We start from the raw sequence: 23142 nt of genomic DNA on the forward strand, positions 1-23142 counted from the left end.
GCTTTACTCCAACCTTCCCGGCCTCCTTGTCGGCTGCCTTTCCCGTCGAAGTGGTGCGCATTATAGGGACATCATTTCACCCGTCAACGCTTTTTTTAAACAATTTTTTCAACACCTTAGCCATTCCAACACTTTTACTCGCGCAAAACGCTTCTTGCTTTCGCCCCGCTCCAACAAACAGCCCGCAGCACCTGCGGGCTGGAGCCGTATCCGAAGTGTTTTTCAGAAAAGTAAAACCAGTGTAGTTATGATTTTGCAGGACGCAGAATATTTTTGATCTTTTCAGTACGAAGGAGCATGAACGCTATAAACAGGAACCCGAAAATCAGCGGTTGTACATAATCAAGTTTGCTCACCCACACAATATGGAGCACCGCTAACGCACCGCTGAGATATACCAGACGGTGCAATTGATTCCATTTCTTGCCTAAGCGCCGACGACTTCGCTGTGTTGACGTGACTGCCAGCGGAACCAACAACACCCAGGCAGCAACGCCGATGTAAATATACGGACGCTCGCTAAGCTCTTCCGTTATGACCTGAAAATCGAGTCCGGCCCAAAACACCAGAAATGAGCAGAGGTGCAGACTCAAATAGAAAAAACTCCATAGTCCCAATGGCCGCCTGAACGCGATCCATATTGCGTTGCCGGTAAGCTTGCGCAAGGGGGTCATCGCCAGACTGAGCCAAAGGATACAGGCACCGTCAAACCCAAATTCACGTACGATTTTTTCGGCCGGATCGGTGCCTATGTCGCCACTAACAACAAGATAAACCACCCAGAAGAATGGGAGGGCGAGCAATATATGCAGCCCCCAACGAAGCTTTACGATGGTGTTTTTTTTCATGCTAATAAAACCGGAACCCGCAATGAATCAGCATCAGAAATTTTTACTCAAATCGATATCTTTATATAACGAAGCGACCTGATCTTCATAGCCATTGAATTTTTGCGTCTCAACCCAGTTGGGGTTGAATAGGCTGTTCGGTAAACGCCGCTCCCGCTTCTGGCTCCAGCGGGGATGATCCACTTGCGGATTGACGTTGGCATAAAAACCATACTCCTGAGAGGCCATACGCTGCCAGGTTGTTCTCGGCTGCTGCTCGACGAACTGAATTTTTACGATGGATTTAATGCTCTTGAATCCGTATTTCCACGGCAGCATCAGACGCAGAGGCGCTCCGTTTTGCGGCAACAACGGCTTGCCATAAATTCCCACAACCATCAACGACAGCGGATGCATGGCTTCGGCCATCGTCAGCCCTTCTACATAGGGCCAGTCCAGGGTCGAACGCCCAAAGCGCTGCGCAGGGAAACGATCAGGATCAACCAGGGTTTCAAAGCGTACATACTTTGCTTTAGAAGTAGGTTCAAACCGTTTGATCAAATCCGCCAGAGGAAAACCGACCCAGGGAACGACCATAGACCACGCCTCGACACACCGGAATCGATATACACGATCCTCAAGTGGGTGGGGTTTAAGAATATCCTCCAGGGTGTATTTGCCCGGTCGCTTGACTGCACCTTCAATTTCGACGCGCCAGGGATCAACCTTGAAATCTTTGCTGTTACGGGAGGGATCATCTTTACCGGTGCCGAATTCATAAAAATTATTATATTTTATGATGTCGTCGTAGGGGGTCAGCTCATCTTTAGCTGAGGATGGCCATTGGTTACTGGACGCCAACTTACTACGCAACATGGCCTGCCAGTTGGCGTCAGTTTTCGCCTGCGCCCCCAAATGAGTGAAAGCGGCTGCCCCCACCCCCAGGTAGCCGGCTCGCTTTAACCACTCCCTGCGGCTCAGGTAGCCTGACTCAGGCGTGATTTCGTAACTCTTGGGCTCAGATGGATCTTTGCTTTTGATTAACATAGGGCACCTTCTTGTCGTCCTCATGTTCCTTTGACGCAATACCGGCCCGTTTGTTACTAGACTTTGATATTTTTCTGCCGTTACACTTTTGCCGGTTTCTTTCTCCAGAAAGAGAGCAACGGACCGCTTAATGCGTAAATCAGGAATATCGCCAACAGCATGCCGGATGGGTACGTGGAAATCACCGCAAGTACCAGCACCACGGCAAGAATCGCGATAAAGGGCACCCTCCCCTTGAAATCCAACTGCTTGAAGCTGTTGTATTTCACGTTACTGACCATCATCACTGCGGAAAAGGCTGTAAATGCCGCGACCAGAAACGAAATCGTGCTGTCGGCCACGTCCACTTGCTGATTAGTGCCGAACCACACGATTCCGGCAACCACCCCGGCAGCAGCCGGGCTGGGCAATCCGGTAAAGTAGCGCTTATCTGCCGTGTCAATCTGAACGTTGAAGCGGGCTAAACGCAGAGCAGCACAAGCTGCGTAAACAAACGCAATCATCCAGCCAAATTTACCTAACGTGGACAAAGACCAGGAATAACACACTAAAGCTGGTGCGACCCCGAACGAGATGCAATCAGAGAGACTGTCGTACTGCTCACCGAATTCGCTCTGGGTATTGGTCATGCGCGCAACCCGGCCGTCCAGACCGTCCAGAATCATGGCCACAAATATTGCACTTGCTGCATGCTCATAAACCCCGTTCATCGCAGCAACAATGGCATAAAAGCCTGAAAACAGCGCACCGGTAGTAAACAGGTTCGGTAATAGATACACCCCTTTACGGCGGATTTTTTTGCCGCCTTCAAGCTCTTCACCCTCGACTACTTCAAAGGTAACACCATCATGATCGTCAATGTCAGCGTCATCAGATTCTTTACTATTGCGTAAGTTAACCACAGACCCAGCGTCTTTTTCCTGGGGTGGGTTATCTTGCTGTGTAACCCCCGGCTTCCCCGAACTGGCTTTTCCAGATGGCGGGAGATGAGAGTCGGGCTTGCTGCGATCTGCTGTATCTTCCGGCCCGCCGGATGGCGTCTTCTTATCTACCATGATTCAACCTTTGAGATAGTGTTGGCACCTGTACTTTGGCCCCTGGCCGGAGATTTTTCAACTCTTTCCGTTTCCGGCACGCAAACAAAAAGCGCGGCCGAAGCCGCGCATTCACTGACTCAGGACGGATCAGTTTTTATCCTTATCGATGATCTTATTGGCTTGAATCCAAGGCATCATCTCACGCAGCTGGGCACCCACTTTTTCAATTGGATGTGCCGCATTATTACGCCGGTAAGCCGTCATTGACGGGTAGTTATGAGCCCCTTCAGCGATGAACATCTTGGCATATTCACCATCCTGAATCCGCTTCAATGCATTGCGCATCGCAGCGCGGGATTCATCATTAATGACTTCGGGGCCGGTTACGTACTCGCCATATTCCGCATTATTGGAAATGGAGTAGTTCATATTGGCAATACCACCTTCGTACATCAGATCCACGATCAACTTCAGTTCGTGCAGACATTCGAAGTAAGCCATTTCTGGTGCGTAGCCGGCTTCAACCAGCGTTTCAAAGCCCGCTTTAACCAACTCAACTGCACCACCGCAAAGTACTGCCTGCTCACCGAACAGATCGGTTTCAGTTTCGTCTTTGAATGTGGTTTCGATAATACCGGTGCGGCCGCCGCCAACGCCACTGGCGTAGGACAACGCTACATTTTTCGCATTGCCGGAAGCGTCCTGATAGATTGCGATCAAATCCGGGATGCCACCGCCTTTCACAAATTCAGATCGCACTGTATGGCCAGGCGCTTTCGGCGCAATCATGATGACATCAAGATCCGCACGCGGCACCACCTGGTTGTAGTGAATGGCAAAGCCATGAGCAAACGCCAGGGTAGCGCCCTGCTTGATGTTGGGTTCAATTTCGTTTTTGTAAAGCTGCGACTGAAATTCATCCGGAGTCAAAATCATTATCAGGTCAGCCCACTGAACCGCTTCAGGTACGGCCTTAACAGATAAGCCGGAGGCTTCTGCTTTTTGTGCACTTGCCGAACCTTCACGCAGTGCTACCACGACATCTACGCCGGAATCTTTCAGGTTGTTTGCATGTGCATGGCCCTGAGAGCCATATCCGATGATCGCAACTTTCATGCCTTGAACAATGGAAAGGTCACAATCTTTGTCGTAATAAACTTGCATGGGGATTCCTCTATGTATTAATGCTGTGTATTCAATTATTAAAGAGTCAGAATCTTATCGCCGCGGGCAATACCCGAAACACCGGAACGAACCACTTCCAGAATGGAAGCTTCACCGACGGATTCGACAAACGCATCCAGCTTATCGCTGGCACCGGTCAGTTGAACGGTATAAACCGAGCTGGTGACATCCACGATCTGACCACGAAATATATCGGTAGTACGCTTGATCTCGGCACGCTGTGCGCCAGTTGCTTTTAGTTTCACCAACATAAGCTCGCGCTCAATGTGCGCACCTTCACTGAGATCAACCAATTTAACCACTTCTATCAACTTATTTAGTTGTTTAGTGATTTGTTCTATGACCCGGTCGGATCCTGTAGTCGTCAACGTCAGCCGGGACAAAGTTGGATCATTGGTGGGTGCAACACACAGGCTTTCGATGTTGTAACCACGCTGGGAAAACAAACCTACCACTCTGGACAGTGCGCCAGGCTCATTCTCCATCAGGATTGAAATAATACGTCGCATGATCAGGTACGCTCCGTTTTGCTAAGCCACATGTCACGCATGGAGCCTTCTTTTATCTGCATGGGATATACATGCTCATTGGGATCGACGTTGATATCCAGAAACACCAAACGATCTTTCAATGCAAACGCCCGCTCCATTGCCTCGTCCAACTGTTCAGGCTTGGTCACCTTGATACCGACGTGCCCATAGGATTCAGTCAATTTCACAAAATCCGGCAGAGACTCTTCGTACGTAGAGCTTGAGTGACGTCCCTGATATTGCATGTCCTGCCATTGGCGCACCATACCCAATGCCTGGTTGTTCAGATTGACAATTTTCACCGGGAAATTGTATTGCAGGCAGGTGGACAGCTCCTGGATATTCATCTGGATACTGCCTTCACCTGTTACACACGCCACGGTACGCTCAGGAAACGCGGCTAAACACCCCATCGCGGCCGGCAACCCGAAGCCCATCGTGCCCAAGCCGCCGGAGTTGATCCACTGACGGGGGTATTTGAACTTATAGTATTGCGCTGCGAACATCTGGTGCTGGCCTACATCGGAGGTTACGATGGCCTCGCCGTTGGTCACTTTGTAGAGTGCTTCTATGACCTGCTGGGGCTTCAGAATGTCCGGACTGGTTTCATAACGCAGGCCGTGATAAGCACGCCAGGCATCGATCTGCTTCCACCAGGTTTCCAGAGCTTGTTGGTCGGGTTTTTGTTCCACCTTTTCCAGCTGATCCAGCATTTCCGTCAACACCTGATCAACCGGTCCTACGATCGGCACATCAACCGGAATGTTTTTCGCTATGGAAGCAGGATCAACGTCCACGTGAACAATTTTTGCGTTGGGGCAAAACTTGGGCTCGCTGTTCGTAACCCGGTCGTCAAAGCGCACACCAATTGCCAGCACAAGGTCGGCATGATGCATCACCATATTGGCTTCATAAGTACCATGCATACCCAACATTCCCAGGAACTGGGGATCATCGCCGGGAAAGGCGCCCAGCCCCATCAACGTGTTGGTGCAGGGAAAGCCTAGCTTGCGAATCAAAGTAGTGAGCAGGTCTGATGAATTGCCCTGAATCACGCCGCCGCCGGTGTAAAAAACGGGGCGCTTGCTGGCCAGTAGTAAGTCCACCGCCTTCTTGATCTGCCCGGAGTGCCCCTTATTCACTACATTGTACGAGCGCATCTTCACTTTCGTCGGGTAACTATAGTCGTAAGTCACTGCCGGGCTGGTGAGATCCTTGGGAATATCCACCAATACCGGACCGGGACGGCCGGTGGCCGCTATGTAGAACGCTTTTTTGATAATTTCGGGGATGTCTTCGGTTTTCTTCACCATAAAGCTGTGCTTTACGATCGGCCGTGTGACACCCACGATGTCGGTTTCCTGGAAAGCATCATTGCCGATCCAGTCGCTCTGCACCTGGCCGGTAATAATAACCAGAGGAATCGAATCCATATACGCGGTTGCGATACCAGTGACTGTATTGGTCGCGCCGGGACCGGAGGTCGCCAGGACAACGCCGGTTTTCCCGCTGCAGCGGGAAAAAGCATCGGCCATATGTGCAGCCGCCTGTTCATGTCGCACCAGCACATGGGAAATTCTACTTTGCTGGAACAGCGCATCATATATATGAAGTACTGCGCCGCCGGGGTAACCAAAGATGGTTTCAACGCCCTCGTCCGCTAGTGCACGAACGAGCATCTCTGCGCCTGATAATTGTTCCACGATCTCACACCTCACCTTGAAAGCCCAATTTACAGGCGGCCCCGCCTGCAAGTGTGCATTCAAGCCTATTACGATCTTATTAAAATCTGTGAATTCAGTGTCATACCTGCCGAATTTTCACTGCGGCCGGCATGTCCTGTGGGTTTAAAGCTAGTTTGGCACCACAACCGCGGGGTTCGGGATGTGCCTTCTCTTCCACCTATGGGTGTCAGATTCATCTAGCGAGATCGACGGGGTAGAGCAAACATATAGGGTGGTAATGCTTGCCTAAAAGTGGCGAAACTCTCGCTCTAGCGCAGGTTGGCATAGGTTCACTTACCAATTTGCACCCACCTTAGTGAGCCGCATATCTTGACATGGATGTAAATTTTGTCAATAGAAAGGGATTGCTTTCAAAACCAGACACTTAGGCCTGGGGAACCGGCAAAAGGGTTAAAATTGGTTCAATTTCACAGTTTGCTATGGAATTTCTACGATTAGTCCATTTAACCGACTATATTTAGAGTAAGTTTTTCACAGAGTCAGGCAAGACAATGATTAAACAACGATTCCTTTTGCCCGTAGCGATCCTGGCCACGATGATGCTGGCCTCCCCTCTCCATGCAGCCAAGTTTTTCAAGTGGGTCGACGATCAGGGCGTTACACATTACGGCGAGAATCCGCCTGATACTGAAACCGCGCAGACTATTAATGTGAAATCAGGCGCGTCCAGCGATCAGCAGCAAGCGGTGGACAACCTGGAAGCCATGCGCAAGTCTTCTTCAGAAACAAAGGAACTCAGCCGGGAAGATAAAAACGCTGAGATCGAGCGCCGCAATAAAGCGATTATGGCGCAGAACTGTAAGGATCAACAACGCAACCTGGGTCAGCTCAAAGCGAACCGGCGGGTTAAGGAAACCGGTACGGACGGAGAGATCCGGTTTCTGGATGAAGCAGAAATAGCATCCCGCATCAAAGAAATTCAGACATACATGGCCGAAAACTGCACGGGCATGTAACAAGACGTCGATACCAAGCCGGGCTACCTGAATCGGGTTGCCCGGCTTTTTTGTGTTTTGCTAATCACACTTCGCTGCTCGCTAATCCGGCTTCGATTCTGGAAACTTATTTAGAAAAAGCGATGTGCCCATCCAGAATATCAGCCCGTATCGTTTCTCCCGGCAGGAATCGACCGCTTAATATATCCTGAGCCAATGGATTTTCGATCTCCCTCTGGATAGCACGTTTCAATGGGCGCGCGCCATAGACAGGATCGAAGCCCGCTTCAACCAATTTATCCATAACCGCTTCAGACAATTCCAGCATCAAATCCCGATCGGCCAATCGTTTACGGAGGTTAGCCAATTGTATTCGAGCTATGCCTCGGATCTGTTCGTTCAGCAGCGGATGGAACACCACCACTTCATCGATTCGATTTATCAACTCCGGACGGAAATGTGTGCCGACGATGTCCATCACTGCATTTTTCATTTGCTCGTAATTCTCGTCACCGGCCATACTTTGGATTATGTCTGACCCCATATTGGACGTCATGACTATCACCGTGTTGCGGAAATCGACAGTTCGACCCTGCCCATCCGTTAAACGGCCATCCTCCAGCACTTGCAGCAGTATATTGAATACGTCAGGGTGCGCTTTTTCCACTTCGTCCAGCAAAATCACCGAATAAGGTTTACGTCGCACGCTTTCCGTGAGATAGCCACCCTCTTCGTATCCGACGTAACCCGGCGGCGCACCAATCAGCCGTGACACAGAGTGCTTCTCCATGAACTCGGACATATCGATCCGCACCAACGCTTCCTCAGTATCAAACAGGAACGTGGCCAGCGCTTTACAGAGTTCAGTCTTACCTACACCGGTCGGGCCCAAAAACAGAAAAGAACCGTTAGGCCGGTTGGGATCGGAAAGTCCGGCCCGGGAGCGACGAATAGCATCGGAGACCGCTTTTATCGCTTCGTGCTGGCCAACCACTCTCTGGTGCAGCGCTTCTTCCATTTTCAATAATTTTTCCCGTTCGCCCTCCAGCATCTTCGCAACCGGTATCCCGGTCCACTTGGAAACCACTTCCGCAATTTCCTCTTCCGTTACTTTGTTGCGCAGCAATTTCATTTCCATCATTTCGGCCTGCGCAGCCATATCCAATTGTTTTTCCAACTCAGGAATCCGGCCGTATTGCAGCTCAGACATTTTGGTTAGATCACCAATACGACGCGCTTGCTCAAGATCAATCCGAGCTTGTTCAAGATCTGCTTTTATTTGTTGGCTACCGTGCAACGCCGCTTTTTCTGTAACCCACACCTCTTCCAGATCAGCAAAACTTCTTTCGTGCTGATCAATCTCGTCATTGAGTTTTTGAAGGCGCTTTTGGGAAGCGTCATCCACCTCTTTCTTTAACGCTTCCCGCTCCATTTTCAATTGAATCAAACGACGCTCCAGGCGGTCCAGCTCCTCTGGTTTAGAGTCCATTTCCATGCGAATACGGCTGGCTGCCTCATCCACCAGATCAATTGCTTTATCGGGAAGCTGTCTTCCTGTGATGTAGCGCTGTGACAGTTTGGCTGCTTCCACAATCGCCGAGTCTGTAATATCCACACCATGGTGTACTTCATAACGCTCCTTCAATCCACGCAGAATGGCGATTGTATCTTCCACTGAGGGTTGATCAACCTGGACCTTTTGAAAGCGCCTTTCCAACGCGGCGTCTTTTTCGATGTATTGACGGTACTCGTCCAGGGTGGTGGCGCCGACACAATGCAACTCGCCGCGAGCCAATGCCGGCTTCAGCATATTTCCAGCGTCCATTGCACCTTCACCTTTACCTGCACCAACCATAGTATGAAGTTCATCAATGAACAGAATGACACTGCCTTCTTCTTTCGCTAATTCATTCAATACGGATTTCAAGCGCTCTTCGAATTCACCACGGTATTTAGCACCGGCTAAAAGTGAGCCCATATCCAAAGACAATACGCGCTTGTTTTTCAAGCCCTCAGGAACCTCACCATTAACCACCCGTTGCGCTAATCCTTCGACTATGGCGGTCTTTCCGACCCCCGGTTCACCAATCAACACCGGATTGTTTTTGGTTCGGCGTTGCAATACCTGAATGGTGCGACGAATTTCATCATCACGTCCGATCACCGGGTCCAGCTTACCTTCGGCCGCACGAGCCGTTAAATCCATGGTGAATTTTTCCAGCGCCTGACGTGACTCCTCTGCGTTTTGGTCGATCACTTGTTCGCCCCCACGGATTTTCTCAATTGCGGTTTCAAGATCGGATTTGGACACACCCAGCTTTTTGAAGATCTGACCGGTTGCGCCGCGATCCTCCACCATGGCGAGCACAACCATTTCACTGGAAATAAATTTGTCGCCTTTTTGCTGAGCGAGCTTGTCCGCTACATTGAGTATGCGTCCGAGATCGTTCGACATGTGGACATCGCCTTCCGAATTCTGAACGGCAGGCAAGCGGATTAGTTGGGCTGTAATTTCGTCCTTAAGCTGCCCCACGTTCACGCCCACTTGAGCCAGCAACGGCTTTATCCCACCCGAGCTGTCTTCCAGCATCGCGGACAAGAGGTGAACGGGTTCAATGAAATTGTGATCACGCCCCACTGCCGCAGATTGAGCATCAGACAGGGCGAGCTGTAACTTGCTGGTCAAGCGGTCAATTCGCATTTCAATTCCTCAATATATTGTCTTAACTGCTTTACGATTTGGGGGCGATCAGACGGGATTTCAAGAAGCACTATACAGGACAGAGACAGATTCAGGGGTTGCAGTGAGGTGGATCAATCCAAATCAAGGACAGCATGCGCCCGGTGACCGCTTGGCGCCGATAGGAGTAAAACCGCGGATCTGAATAGGTACAATGCTCGCCGCCGGTAATTTGCGTGACACCCAGGCCCCCCAGACGCAGCCGCGCGATACTGTATAGATCACAGAGCCAGCGATCGTTCAAGCTCGGCACAAAACACCTTTGTGTTTGCGGGTGCTGTGCCATAAACGCCGAACGCACGTCTTCTCCCACCTCGAACGCCGACGGGCCGATTGCCGGCCCCAGCCACACCCGGACTTCATTTGCCGGAACGCCCATTTTGTGCAGTGAGGCCTCAACAACGCCAGCGGCAAGTCCACGCCAGCCGGCATGTGCCAATGCCACCACAGAGCCGGAATGGTGGGCAAAAAACACCGGCAAACAATCCGCTGTGTGCAACGCACAAACCACGCCTGGGAAATGGCTGACAATGGCATCTGCCTGCCTGGAAGCACCGCCCGATCCAGCCTCGACGACGTTAATTCCATGCACCTGCTGCATCCATTGCGGCTGGCTGCGCCAATGAAAGTGGTTTTTCACCCGCTCACGATTACGCTGTACCGCCTGCGCATCATCGCCCACGTGGTCTGCGGTATTGAAACCATCGTAAGGCGGCTGACTAAAACCACCCGCACGGGTGGACACATACGCCTGCACCCCAGGTACAGACCAATCTGGCTGTAGCCACTGTTCTACCAGGTTGCCGAAATTAGTCGTCATCGTTTTCAAGTACGGCCAGGATGGAACGGAAGTCTTCCGGCAATGGCACTTCCCACTCGCAATACTCCCCTGTCTCGGGGTGCTCGACTCCCAGTTTTTTTGCATGCAACGCCTGCCGCTTGAAGCTGCGTAGGGCCTCCATTAATTCTTCGCCCGCCCCTTTCGGAATTTTCAGGCGCCCGCCGTAGGTGGGATCACCCAGCAAAGGGTACCGGATATAGGCCATATGCACTCGGATCTGGTGGGTTCGACCGGTTTCCAGTTGCAGGCGAATGTGGGTATGGGCACGGAATCGTTTTATTAGCCGGAAGTGGGTCACCGCGGGTTTTCCACTGAAGGTGACAGCCTGCTTGGTTCTTTGTGTCGGGTGCCGGCCGATGGGCTCGTCCACCTTGCCTCCACCGGTCATGACGCCGGTGACTATGGCTTCGTATTCACGAAAAGCGGTTTTCGCCTGCAGCTGCGCTACCAGCGAGTGATGCGCTTTCAGCGTCTTTGCTACCACCAGCAAACCGGTGGTTTCTTTGTCAATCCGGTGCACTATTCCGGCTCTCGGCAGGCCAGCCAGGTCAGGCGCATGAAATAGCAGAGCATTCAGCAAGGTGCTATCGCGATTCCCCGCTGCAGGATGCACAACTAATCCGGTCGGCTTGTTGATTACCAACAAATGGTCATCTTCATAGACAATATCCAGATCGATTGGCTGCGCTTCCCAGCGTTGATCCGCTTCCAGCTCCGCATCAATGGAAATCGTTTCGCCTCCGACGATTTTTTCCCTGGGTTTACGATTCTCTCCATCCACCAATAGATCGCCACTTTTTATCCAGCTTTGTAAGCGGGAACGGGAATAGTCCGGAAACAGCTCAGCGGCTGCCTGGTCAAGCCGCTGGCCACCGAGACTGTCCGGTACCTGGGCTGAAAGTTGTATTTGTCGGGTCATGGAACTCACTCTTACTCACTGGGTCTGTTATTCTAACAGGCTGTTCGGTGCAAGTAGATCACAGCTAACGATCTGTTATTCGAACTGATTCCGGCTATAATGCCGCTCGATATTGAGTTTTATCTTGTCAATTCTGACTTTTCATTGATTCCAGAGATCACTATGCGCATTTGGCAACACTGGCTACTCATTCCTTTGGTCGTACTATTCGCGGGTTGCGCGAGCGATCCGAAAACGCCTCAGCTATCTGAACATCAATTCTATGATGAAGCACAGACTGCTATGGAAAACAACAGCTTAAGCTTGGCAATCGAGCGTTTGGAGGGATTGGAATCCCGTTATCCTTTTGGTCGTTATGCCGCTCAGGCAAAACTGGACCTGATCTATTGTCATTACCGCACGCTGGATTATGAAGCCGCTGCCGCCACTGCGGAACGCTTTATCAATACCAACCCAGACCACCCCCAGCTTGATTACGCCTATTACATGAAAGGGCTGGCATCCTACAGTGTTGACAGGGGCTTGCTGGAACGCTTTATTCCCAGTGATTTCACCGAGCGGGATATGGGGCCGGCCCGGGAATCGTTTGAAGACTTTAACCGGCTGATCAACCGTTTTCCTGATAGCAAATATGCCGCCGACGCCCGTCAGCGCATGGTCTATCTGCGCAACTTACTGGCAGCATACGAATTACAGGCCGCCTCATTTTATATGCGCCGCGGGGCATTTGTTGCTGCCGCTAACCGTGGCCGCTATGTAGTAGAGAATTTTGACACCAGCCCGGCGGTTCCGGATGCCTTGGTGTTAATGGCCCAGGCCTATACCGAGCTGGATATGCCCGATCTTCGCGATAGCACTGTGAAAGTCTTGAAGTACAACTTCCCCGACTACCCCGGGCTGGACAAGAACGGCAATTTTCGATACCAGAAAGCCAGTCGCGGCAAGCAATCGTTACTCAACGTTGTCACCTTCGGGCTCTTCGACTAGCCCCCCTTACACTTCGGTTCGATTTCCCCCGTTACTCCCCCGCCGGCCACTTGCAGGTGATGGGGTAACGCCGGTCGCGGCCAAATGCACGGGCTGTAATGCGGGCGCCAACCGGTGACTGACGTCGTTTATACTCGTTCAAATCCACTTGCCTGATAACCCATCGCACGGTTTCCGAATCGTAGCCCTGAGCCACAATCGCATCAGCACTAAAATCCCTTTCCACGTACATCTCCAGAATGGCGTCCAACACCGGATAAGGAGGCAAACTGTCTTCGTCTTTCTGGTCAGGCGCTAACTCCGCCGAAGGCGGGCGATCAATCACCCGTTGCGGTATGGGGGGATTATCGGGGGTCAGACTGTTCCGGTATTCACACAAACGAAATACCAATGTCTTCGGCACATCTTTAAGTACATCGAAGCCGCCCGCCATATCCCCATACAAGGTGGCGTAACCCACCGACATCTCACTTTTATTGCCCGTTGTAAGCACAATAAAACGTTTTTTATTGGAGATCGCCATCAGTATTACACCGCGACAACGAGCCTGTATATTTTCTTCTGTTGTGTCCTTCTCGGTGCCTTCAAATTCCTTTGCCAGGGAATTCATAAACGCTTCGTACATTGGCTCAATCGGAATCACCTTATAATTCACCGCCAGCGCGTTCGCTTCCATTTCCGCATCTTCCAGACTCATTTGCGAGGTATAGCGGAACGGCATCATGACGGCTTCGACCCGGTCTGCGCCAAGAGCATCAACAGCCACTGCCAAAGTCAATGCGGAATCGACCCCACCAGACAACCCCAGCACCGCTCCTTTAAAGCCGTTTTTATTGACGTAGTCTTTAACCGCCAATACCAGTGCGCTATAGGCGCTGGCTTCTTTCGATAGATCAGGAGCGACCGAAACCAAGCGTGGCGCCAGTTTGTTTTCGACGTCGAAAAACACCGGGAATAGCCCGGCTTTAAATGCTGCCGCCCTGAATGTAGGCTCACCGCGGGCGTCAACCACCATGGAACCGCCGTCGAAAACCAGCTCATCCTGCCCCCCCACCAGGTTCGCGTACACAATGGGCATACCCCCTTCCTGCGCACGCTTCAACAATAATTCCTTGCGGACCGTCTCTTTATTCAAGTGGAAAGGTGACGCATTTAAATTAAGCATCAATTCGGCACCGGCATTCCGGGCCTGCGACATAGGGCCGGCGTGCCAAATATCTTCACAGATGGTGATTGCAATCTGGTGCCCACGTACGTCCACCACGCAAGGTTGATCCCCGGGCTGAAAGTAGCGCTTTTCATCGAATACCAGATAGTTTGGTAACTCCTGCTTAAAGTATTCGGCAATTACACGCCCCTGATAGATCAGTCCCGCTGCGTTATGCAATGTCCCTTCTGCCTTACGCGGATAGCCGATCAACACATACAGTTCCGGGGGCAAGCTACTGCAAAGACGGGATAGCGCTTTCTCCACCCGGATACGGATACTGTCTCGGAATAGCAGATCTTCCGGCGGGTAGCCGGTCAGGGTTAATTCGGGAAAGACGATCAAATCCGCGCCATACTGATCGTGCGCTTGTTGCGCTGCAGACAAAATTTGTGCCGCATTACCGTCAATATCTCCAACCATGAAATCCAACTGCGCTATAATGATTTGTAAATCATTGTTTTTCATGAACTTTGAACTCTATAGTTACTGGTCACCAGAAAATTGCGGGTATTGTGGTCTAAATCGCCGCAACACGCAAAGATCTGGCGAGGGAAAGGGATTCTATACCATGTTTATTATTCGTTTGATCATTCTCGTGGTGCTGATCAGTGCCGTCGTTTTCGTTTATCGGAAATTAACCCTTCGTAAATCGAGGGCTTCCACCGCTCCCGCCCCCGCCTCTATGAAAAAGTGTAGCCACTGTGGTATTCACTTACCGGCGAATGAAGCTGTTGAGTATCAGCAACACTTTTTTTGTTCCCAGCAACACAAAGACCTTTATCTGAACGACCATCGCGATGACTGAAAATTCCCCACCTACGACGTCCATCGAAGAACTGCGTCAGAATGAATGGCGCTTGTTGCTGGTTTACTTATATTACCGTCTGCTATTGGCGTTGAGCCTGGTGACTGCGTTCTTTCTAAACACCAGCAATACCCGCTCCCCCGGAGACGATGATAGCCTCTATGCCGCCACCGCTGTCACCTACCTGGTGCTTTCAATTCTCAACCTGTTGATCGCCCGCCAGCACATCGGCCGTATTGGGGTCCAGGTCGGCATTGTCATATTGATCGATATCATCTCGATTGCTTTACTTGAGTACGCCAATGGCGAAAGCAATACCAACCTGACCATTTTACTGGTTGTTACCGTGGCGGCGGGCAGCATTCTGGTGAAAGGTAAACTGGCAACCTTTTTCGCCTCAATCGCCACCCTGGCGGTTATCTACAAGCAACTACTCAGTGCCGCGCTGCAACAACATTTTCAACAGGAAGACTTCCTGCAAAGTGCGTTTATCGGTATCGCGTTCTTTGCCACGTCGATTCTGGCTCAGCAAATTGCTAATCGTCTGCGAGCGAGTGCGGAATTAGCAGGCAGACAGGCGGAGGATCTGGCCAACCTCGAAGAGCTTAATCACCTGATTATTCAGCGTATGCGCACCGGAATAATAGTGGCGGACTTAAAAGAAAAAGTGGTTTTAATCAATGATTCCTGCTGGAAAATCTTTGGCATGCCACTGATCACCAAAAACACCGAAGTGGAACATATCTCACCTGACCTGGCTAAGCAATTACGCGATTGGCGCAAAGACCCCTGCGTTCGCTCGAAACCGTTCCGCTCTCATATTTCCGGCCCGGAAGTACAGGCAAACTTCACGTTAATGGAATCCAATGAGCACTCCAATGCGTTGATATTCGTGGACGACAACACCCGCATGGCTCAGCAAGCGCAACAACTCAAGCTCGCCTCTTTGGGAGGGTTAACAGCCAGCATTGCCCATGAGATACGTAACCCGCTCGGGGCGATAAGCCATGCATCGCAATTACTACAGGAATCCGAAGCCCTGAATAGAGGAGACCTGCGCTTAGCCGAAATTGTGCATCAACACTGCATCCGCATGAACAAAGTAATTGAAAATGTGTTGCAACTGTCGCGGCGCAAGCAGGCCGAACCGGAACTGCTGAATATGGTTGACTGGATACAATCGTTTATTGCGGACTTCGAAAGCACCCAAACCGAGCGCTGCGACATTCACTTTACCGGCAATAATCCGGATCTGATGTTCCGCATAGATACCTCTCAGATTCAGCAGGTCCTGACTAACCTGTTTCAAAATGGTTTGCGCTACAGCTATCAGAATACCGGGCAGCAAACCCTGAATGTGGTGGCCAGCTTTAGTATTCAAACAGAACAGCCTACACTGGATATTATCGACAATGGCCCGGGCATTCCGCCGGATAGACGCGATAAAATTTTTGAACCCTTTTATACCTCGGAAAAAAGCGGCACCGGTTTGGGGCTGTATATTGCAAGAGAGCTATGCGAAGCCAACCAAGCGCGCCTGGATTACGTGCCAACCAAAACCGGTAGCTGCTTCCGGATTACATTTTCGCACCCGGCCCGAATAGTCACTATTTAAAGGTAAATCCTGACCATGAGTTCATATAAAGCACTGATCATCGATGACGAGCCGGATATTCGAGAACTGCTGGATCTGACGCTGTCCCGGATGGACATAGAAACCTATTCAGCTGCTGATATCGATTCAGCTCATGCGGCTCTGGAGCAGCAAAAATTTGATTTGTGTATAACCGATATGAATCTGCCTGATGGTAACGGCATTGATCTGGTGAAATTCATTCAATTGAATTATCCGAACACGCCGGTTGCAGTCCTGACTGCTTACGGCAGTATGGACACCGCCATTACCTCCCTTAAAGCCGGTGCTTTTGATTTCGTCACCAAACCGGTGGACCTGCAACGCTTGCGCGATCTGGTGAATACGGCTTTAAAGCTGAATGCAGGTAAACGCGAAATTGTGGCCAAACATAGCGACTCGCCTATATTGGGTGCTTCACCCCAGATAATGAAGTTACAAACGCAGATAGTGAAACTGGCGCGCAGTCAGGCTCCAGTCTATATCAGCGGCGAATCCGGTAGCGGCAAGGAATTGGTGGCAAGGGAAATTCATAGATTAGGGCCTCGTAGCGAATGCCCTTTTGTACCTGTGAATTGCGGTGCCATTCCCGGCGAATTGATGGAAAGTGAATTTTTCGGACACAAGAAAGGCAGTTTTACCGGTGCCTATGAAGATAAAACCGGTTTGTTTCAGGCGGCTAAGGGCGGCACCTTATTTCTGGATGAAGTGGCAGACCTGCCAATGCAAATGCAGGTGAAATTACTGCGGGCAATCCAGGAAAAGGCTGTACGACCTGTTGGAGCACAAAAAGAAATAGACACCGATGTTCGTATTCTGAGTGCGACTCACAAGGATTTAAGCAAACTGGTGGAACAAGGTGATTTCCGTCAGGACCTGTTCTATCGCATCAATGTGATTCAGATGTGCGTACCGCCCCTGCGTGATCGCATCGATGATATCCGGTTTTTATCTGAGTACTTTCTGAAAGCCTTGGCAAAAGATTGGGAAATGGAGTTGCCCAGACTAAGCAGCAATGCCGAAAAGGCGCTTCAGAATTATCAATTTCCCGGCAATGTTCGCGAACTGGAGAACATACTGGAGCGCGCGGTCACACTGTGCGACGACGAAGTGATAACCCCGGAGCATCTGCAATTACCCACCGATGGCAATCCGGTCTCAAAGGTGGGCAGCACCCTGGGCGACCACGCTATTCCGGATTTTGTGGAAGGGGATTCGCTGGAAGAATACCTGACCGATATCGAAAAGCAGGCGATTTTAAAAGCACTGGAAGAAACCCGCTGGAACCGCACTGCAGCCGCAAAAAAGCTGGGCATGAGTTTCAGGTCATTACGCTACCGCCTGAAAAAACTGGGCCTGGATACCGACGATTAAATCTTTTGAGCAATCAATGCATGGGTTCCGACGACCTGTCTACTGCCGGATCATAAGGAGTGGGGTCAACAATGAGATCACGCCCCAGCACAATATCGGCCATTAGACGGGCTGATGCCGGAGCCAGTACCAAGCCATTCCGAAAATGTCCCGCATTTACGTATAAATTCCGCCAACCCGGCAATAGCCCAATATAAGGGATACCAGCAGGTGAGCCTGGCCGCAAACCGGACCAGTGCGCGACAACCGGCACCTCTTTCAATGCGGAAACCATGCTATAGGCGTGCTGTAATAACATCGCCTTGGCGTCGGCTGTCGTCGCTTTTTCAAAGCCGGTATGCTCAAGGGTGCTGCCTACCACAATATGCCCATCCAACCGCGGAATCAGGTATTTTCCCTGTCGCAGAATAATATGGTTGATCAGTCCCGGGCGAGCTTCAAACAGCAACATCTGTCCCCGTACCGGCACCACCGGAATTTCGACGCCCACGGATTCCAAAAGTTGCCGGGTCCAGGCGCCGGAGCAAACCACGACCCGGTCTGCCTCAAACACAACCTGCTTTGCACTTTTGCCTTGTTTCGCTTGCACCTGCAGACGTTCACCCCGGGAGGGTTCAAACCCCACCACCCGGGAGTGGGTTTCAACTGAAAATAACGGGCTTTGTTGCAAACTGGCAATCAACGCTTTAAGCAGCCGTGGGTTACGTACATTCCCCACGTAGGGCATCCATAGACCTTGCTGCGGATGCGCCGTCAGATTGGGCTCCATAGCTTGAATATCGGCGCCGGGATAGCGCTGCATTGATTTATTATGCGTCTCAGCCCAACGCAGGGCGTCGTCTTCATCCGGTGCGTCCAGCATCAGCAGGCCGCAAGCATTCAGCTCGGCATTTATACCGGTTTCTTGGTATAGCCGGCTCACTAATTCGGGATAATAGTCCTGAGCCCAGCTGGCCAATGCGGTAACAGGATCACTATAGGTCCAGGGATAGAGTGGTGACACGATCCCGCCGCCAGCCCAAGACGCCTCCTGCCCCAAAGTGCTTTGCTCCAATAGTCTGACCTGCGCTCCGGACTGGACTAACTCCCGGGCGGTAAGCAAGCCGATGATACCGCCCCCCACTATAATGACTTCGCTCATTTCACTCGCTTATCCAGACTATCACTGGATTACTGTTTATGAATATTGGTGTGAATGGTAATCTAGTTGGCGTTGTAGCGTAACCATGCAGCTGCATTGACTAACGATGGTGCCTACATCCAGGCCTTTTAAAGTTCACTAAACCGGGGTATCAGATAAGGACCATGCGACGCGCTCACTCAGGATTTACACTGGTAGAAATCATGGTTGTTTTGCTCATTGTGGCCATCGCGCTGGGCATTGGTGTACCTTCGTTTAAATCGCTAATTGAGCGAACACGCACCCGTACGTCGATGGAAGACATCGTAGAGCTTTTACGATTAGCCCGCCTCACTGCGGTGGAGCAATTAGCTACCGTGACAGTGTGCGCGAGTGCAGACGGAGTCAGCTGCAGTAACTCCGCCGCAGACTGGAATCATAAGCTGATTGCCTTGCGACCGGATCCCGATAATGGGGCGGGAACAGAAGCCGTTATGAATATGAGCGTAGGCGACGGAGTCACCCTGTCCCACAACCGCACCTACTCCGACGCTGACGGCGCAGGTGGATATACTATCGATTTTCAGGCGAACGGCTGGACTCCGGGGGACCAGGGCAGCCTATTTGTATGCCCGGACAGCGGCGACGACCAATACGCTTACCGTATCTATATCGCCATGTCGGGTAAAATCAGAGCCGTGCCACACGACGACGATGCCGGTTGGACCTGCACCGAAGCCTGATGCTTCACCCTTACTCCTGAATTCGATGCCAGCGGGTTTTACGGATGCCATCCAGATTCATCGGTATGCTACCCGGAGATCCCGGCCCGGAGAACAATCCCCCTTTCACTTTGCGTTGCGGTGTATCTCCAGCCTCCCCTTCACCAGTCACTTGCACCTCGATCTGGGCGATAATCGCCTGAATGCTGCCCGCCGCGTTTTGATTTAACCGATCAGCCACCTGTAGCGCAGAACCGGAACCCGGAACATATGAGTAAAATGCAGCGGTTCCGGTGGTTGCCTGGCAAACATTGGCAGACACCTGCTGACTGTCCCGATAATAGGTTGAAAAGTACACACTTCCACTGAGTATCAACGGCGATCCGAGGAATTTCTCGGCGGTATTATCCAGCGCAAAACTGTAACCACGAATACCCGTATCAGCCGCGATATTGGCAGCGGTATCCGCGAGATCGCCGATATCATCGACCATGGCCAACGGTTGTATCTGCAGATTTTGCGACTGGGTCACGCTGCTGTCCGTCACCACTGTTTCACTGGCCCCCGTATAAGGCGCGTAATCCATCAGATAATAGAATTTCTCATCAACTACTGAGTTCAAAGGGTTAGAACGCCAGCCGCTACCCAAAGCCACACCGATATAACGCCGGCCACGGGAATCAAGCATCAAACTTACGCTGGGAGGATAGAAAAAGCGCCGGTCGTCCTGGTATTGGTTGTCCTGCAAAGAGGAACCGTCAAAGCCAAGCCGGGCTATTACCGTGTCGGCAAAACCGTTGCTCGCATTCGCAACCAAATCAGTACCGCCTGAATTATCAATATCCAATCGATGCACCTGCCCACCCATATCCCCGACATAAATATGATCCAGGAAGCCGTCTCCGTCTTTATCCAGAGTTTTTACTGCCGACGGAATACTGTATTTCAACGCTTCAATTTCCACATGCTTTGCATCGTTGTTGTTTTCCGAGGAGGCCCACCACAACACATCGCCAATCTCATATTCGGTGCCTGCTGCGGTGAAATCCTGCGCCGCAATGATAAACAGCTGTGCACCTTGTGCCGGTAAACTCGCGGGCCTACCATTATCGTAGGCAACATCATAACCCCCACCCACGATGAACACCGCCGCATTGGTGCCGCGATAATTGATGATCGACAATACCGGTTCAGACCAGGTCTGCCCGATATTTTCAAACGCCGTATCCGCGATGCCACCCTCAATGACCTTGATTTGCTCTATTTCCGGGTTCGCGTTATTCGCGCCGGTTGCGTCGAGTACATAGTAATTACGGCCACCCCGGCGCATGCCACCAAACAGCCGGACAAAATCCGCTGAACCCGCTCCCGAGGAAATGTTGCCATCACGGATGCCCGACGCATCGGGCATGTCCTGCCGCCATACGGTCCAGGTAGAATCCAGACCGTAAATCAATCCACCTGGAACGTCGTTATTTATGGCGTCGTACATTCTTTCTATCGCTGAGCGCTCACCATTCTGGCGGCGTAGCATCGCTTGCGGAAGAAAGGCCAGCTTCTCTTCGCCGGTATCCGTGTCCAGCGCATATAGCTTGCCGTCGTTGGTGCTCACGAACACAATATCGTCAGGATCATTCAAAGCCTCTCCTGCACTATCAAAACTTTTATAATTCACCACCACCGGAGACCCATGCAATGGCGCACCATACAAGGTGCGTACGCCGCTCAGCCCCGCCCGTGTATCATTGCTTTCTCCGCTGATATCAAGCCATTCATCCAGCACATCGTCTCCCTGCAGCCAGCTTAATATCCGGTCTACTTTGTTACTGTAGTCAGCGGGAGCATCGGTTCCTGCATCAGCAACCATAAATGCTTTAATGGCGGCTACGGAGTCGGACTGGCTATCAATAGCGGGCATCCGGTGACGGGTATCATCAACATAAGTGTAAAGGCGGCGACTGACCGCAGGCTCAATCTGGCTGGCTGCACCGCCGATGTGCGCGATATTGCCGTCTTTGTTTATCACACTGCCAGAGTGGTAGTTAGCGGGGAATACGTCAGACCAAATGCTGTTTACGTTTGGCAGGAACACTCCGTCACGGACTGCTTCTATGGTTTTACCGGGGTTAACAAAAATCCCGATAGCGTCATCTTCATCAAAGTCGTAGAAATATTTTTTCAGATTGCCGTACCAAAAGGGTTTACCGGATGGCGTAAACATCGAGAAATAGATTTCATCCAGATAGGAAAACTGGTTGGTAAGATTTACCCCGACCGCGCCGGATGCAATCGTATAGGAACCAGACGCATAACCGGATTCCACGATGCCTCCCAAAGCTTGTTTTAGATCCGAACCGCTTTGCGCACTGAAAAAGGAGCCAGAGCCTTTATCGGCCCAATCTTTCAGGGACAGACCCAATGGCGTGAGATCGGAACCGCTTCCGGTATTAAGCCCATAGGAAATAACATGAGTCTTTATGGAAGTGGATTCGTTAGCGGAATTTTTAAGCCGGTTCAGTTTGTCTGCGACCGCATTCAAACACCCCCAATAGCTACCCTGTGATTCGAACCCACCCGTAACGATGTCATCTGCACACACATCCAGATAAGCATCGTTATCGGTATCAACGTAGCCACCGGATAACGACCCGTAAAAAGAAGCGACTCTTTTACCCAGAGTATCGCCCTGCTCCACCCCATTGACATTATTGCTCCCGACTACGTTTGAGGAATTGGAGCTACAAACAAAGCTATTACCCAACTCGGCAGAAGAATGAACCGTCTGCCCGGTTTTTTCACAAGTGGATTCTCCATCCGTTAATACAATCACGTGGTTGCTACCACAGGTGGGCGTCAGCTCTACCCCGGCGTATTGATCACCAGCCAAGCCGGCCGCCCAGCTCGACACGGCACTGTGATCAACAGAAAACGGGGATACCGGCGTGCCACCCCTTAAATACTCTGCCACCTCCAGGTAACTGCCTATTAAGGGTGTGGAATCACCCAGATCCGTGCTGTTTCCGCCTTCCTCGCTATACTCGCCCACTTTTAGACGATCAATTACTTCCAACAGATGCTGGCGCTGCGTAGTTGCAGTGGAACCCTGAGCATTGTAGGGTGCATCCAGGCGCGCCAGCGGTGCCAGAATAATACCACCCGGCTCTGCGTATTGAGCCAAACCCACTTCGAGATTATCCGGCCAGGCATCGGCAGAAGAAGCCTGTAAAAATGTACGCAACTGATTTTTCAAAATGCAGATCTTGCGATTGCTGCCACCCCCGTCCGAGCAATCACCGCGATAGGTATTCTGGTTGGATCCGGAGGCGCCTTCCACCCACCCCATGGAACCTGAGGTGTCCACCAGCAACATGACTTTCACCGTGCCATCCACTGGCGCAAAAAACAGTTCAGTATCATCAGCAACGGCCACTGCCGGCAAACAACACAGAAGAAATCGCAGAATATATTTAGCCATTAAGGGTTAC

19 protein-coding genes are annotated in these 23142 nt (G+C 51.3%); 7 read left to right on the forward strand and 12 right to left on the reverse strand.

Going from position 1 to position 23142, the window contains the following annotated elements; all coding sequences use genetic code 11:
• The coding region (locus FT643_RS23585; RefSeq protein ID WP_232340386.1) for a hypothetical protein at window positions 1-245 on the forward strand (245 nt) is incomplete at its 5' end.
• Here the strand turns inward: FT643_RS23585 and FT643_RS21745 are convergent.
• The 6 genes from FT643_RS21745 to FT643_RS21770 all read right to left on the reverse strand — a co-directional run bounded on the left by FT643_RS21745 (window position 246) and on the right by FT643_RS21770 (window position 6329).
• Window positions 246-848, reverse strand: coding sequence for a protein-methionine-sulfoxide reductase heme-binding subunit MsrQ (locus tag FT643_RS21745; protein ID WP_156873531.1), 603 nt, complete (start codon window positions 846-848; stop codon window positions 246-248).
• Between the two features lie 33 nt (window positions 849-881).
• Window positions 882-1874, reverse strand: coding sequence for a protein-methionine-sulfoxide reductase catalytic subunit MsrP (msrP, locus tag FT643_RS21750; RefSeq protein WP_156873532.1), 993 nt, complete (start codon window positions 1872-1874; stop codon window positions 882-884).
• A gap of 80 nt (window positions 1875-1954) precedes the next feature.
• Window positions 1955-2929, reverse strand: coding sequence for a CDP-diacylglycerol--serine O-phosphatidyltransferase (pssA, locus tag FT643_RS21755; RefSeq protein WP_156873533.1), 975 nt, complete (start codon window positions 2927-2929; stop codon window positions 1955-1957).
• A 129-nt stretch (window positions 2930-3058) separates the two neighbouring features.
• Window positions 3059-4075: a ketol-acid reductoisomerase gene (gene ilvC / locus FT643_RS21760; RefSeq protein WP_156873534.1), complete on the reverse strand. Its 1017-nt coding sequence runs from the start codon at window positions 4073-4075 to the stop codon at window positions 3059-3061.
• Between the two features lie 38 nt (window positions 4076-4113).
• Window positions 4114-4605: an acetolactate synthase small subunit gene (gene ilvN, locus FT643_RS21765; RefSeq protein WP_156873535.1), complete on the reverse strand. Its 492-nt coding sequence runs from the start codon at window positions 4603-4605 to the stop codon at window positions 4114-4116.
• Window positions 4606-4607: 2 nt separating this feature from the next.
• Complete coding sequence (locus FT643_RS21770; RefSeq protein ID WP_317622100.1) at window positions 4608-6329, reverse strand: acetolactate synthase 3 large subunit; 1722 nt, start codon at window positions 6327-6329, stop codon at window positions 4608-4610.
• Between the two features lie 533 nt (window positions 6330-6862).
• Here FT643_RS21770 and FT643_RS21775 point away from each other — a divergent pair.
• Window positions 6863-7327 carry a DUF4124 domain-containing protein gene (locus tag FT643_RS21775; protein ID WP_156873536.1) on the forward strand — a complete coding sequence of 155 codons (465 nt, stop codon included), beginning with the start codon at window positions 6863-6865 and terminating at the stop codon, window positions 7325-7327.
• A gap of 106 nt (window positions 7328-7433) precedes the next feature.
• Here FT643_RS21775 and clpB read toward each other — a convergent pair whose 3' ends face one another.
• The 3 genes from clpB to rluD form a co-directional block, all read right to left on the reverse strand.
• Window positions 7434-10007, reverse strand: a complete 2574-nt coding sequence (clpB, locus tag FT643_RS21780) for an ATP-dependent chaperone ClpB (protein WP_156873537.1) — start codon at window positions 10005-10007, stop codon at window positions 7434-7436.
• Between the two features lie 91 nt (window positions 10008-10098).
• Window positions 10099-10866 carry a peptidoglycan editing factor PgeF gene (gene pgeF / locus FT643_RS21785; RefSeq protein WP_156873538.1) on the reverse strand — a complete coding sequence of 256 codons (768 nt, stop codon included), beginning with the start codon at window positions 10864-10866 and terminating at the stop codon, window positions 10099-10101.
• Window positions 10856-11806 (reverse strand): 23S rRNA pseudouridine(1911/1915/1917) synthase RluD, encoded by a 951-nt coding sequence (gene rluD / locus FT643_RS21790; protein ID WP_156873539.1) that lies wholly within the window; start codon window positions 11804-11806, stop codon window positions 10856-10858. Before rluD ends, pgeF begins: the two co-directional genes overlap by 11 nt.
• Before the next feature lie 162 nt (window positions 11807-11968).
• Here rluD and FT643_RS21795 point away from each other — a divergent pair, with 162 nt between their 5' ends.
• Complete coding sequence (locus tag FT643_RS21795) at window positions 11969-12793, forward strand: outer membrane protein assembly factor BamD (RefSeq protein WP_156873540.1); 825 nt, start codon at window positions 11969-11971, stop codon at window positions 12791-12793.
• A gap of 31 nt (window positions 12794-12824) precedes the next feature.
• Here FT643_RS21795 and FT643_RS21800 read toward each other — a convergent pair whose 3' ends face one another.
• On the reverse strand, window positions 12825-14468 hold the full coding sequence (locus tag FT643_RS21800) for an NAD+ synthase (RefSeq protein ID WP_156873541.1): 1644 nt from the start codon (window positions 14466-14468) through the stop codon (window positions 12825-12827).
• A gap of 103 nt (window positions 14469-14571) precedes the next feature.
• Between FT643_RS21800 and FT643_RS21805 the strand changes: the two genes are divergently transcribed.
• Genes FT643_RS21805 through FT643_RS21815 form a run of 3 tightly spaced genes read left to right on the forward strand, consistent with a single transcriptional unit; the run spans window position 14572 to window position 17815 of the window.
• Window positions 14572-14808 (forward strand): PP0621 family protein, encoded by a 237-nt coding sequence (locus tag FT643_RS21805; protein ID WP_156873542.1) that lies wholly within the window; start codon window positions 14572-14574, stop codon window positions 14806-14808.
• A complete protein-coding gene (locus FT643_RS21810) occupies window positions 14801-16423 on the forward strand; it encodes a sensor histidine kinase (RefSeq protein WP_156873543.1) in 1623 nt (540 codons plus the stop codon). Before FT643_RS21805 ends, FT643_RS21810 begins: the two co-directional genes overlap by 8 nt.
• Window positions 16424-16438: 15 nt before the next feature.
• Window positions 16439-17815 carry a sigma-54-dependent transcriptional regulator gene (locus tag FT643_RS21815; RefSeq protein WP_156873544.1) on the forward strand — a complete coding sequence of 459 codons (1377 nt, stop codon included), beginning with the start codon at window positions 16439-16441 and terminating at the stop codon, window positions 17813-17815.
• A 13-nt stretch (window positions 17816-17828) separates the two neighbouring features.
• On the opposite strand, the gene thiO is transcribed toward FT643_RS21815, so the two are convergent.
• On the reverse strand, window positions 17829-18956 hold the full coding sequence (thiO, locus tag FT643_RS21820; protein ID WP_156873545.1) for a glycine oxidase ThiO: 1128 nt from the start codon (window positions 18954-18956) through the stop codon (window positions 17829-17831).
• 164 nt (window positions 18957-19120) lie between these two features.
• Between thiO and FT643_RS21825 the strand changes: the two genes are divergently transcribed.
• Complete coding sequence (locus FT643_RS21825; RefSeq protein ID WP_156873569.1) at window positions 19121-19678, forward strand: GspH/FimT family pseudopilin; 558 nt, start codon at window positions 19121-19123, stop codon at window positions 19676-19678.
• Between the two features lie 10 nt (window positions 19679-19688).
• On the opposite strand, the gene FT643_RS21830 is transcribed toward FT643_RS21825, so the two are convergent.
• Window positions 19689-23132: a pilus assembly protein gene (locus FT643_RS21830; RefSeq protein ID WP_156873546.1), complete on the reverse strand. Its 3444-nt coding sequence runs from the start codon at window positions 23130-23132 to the stop codon at window positions 19689-19691.
• Between the last annotated feature and the right edge of the window lie 10 nt (window positions 23133-23142).

This window comes from Ketobacter sp. MCCC 1A13808 (assembly GCF_009746715.1).
Taxonomy (GTDB): domain Bacteria; phylum Pseudomonadota; class Gammaproteobacteria; order Pseudomonadales; family Ketobacteraceae; genus Ketobacter.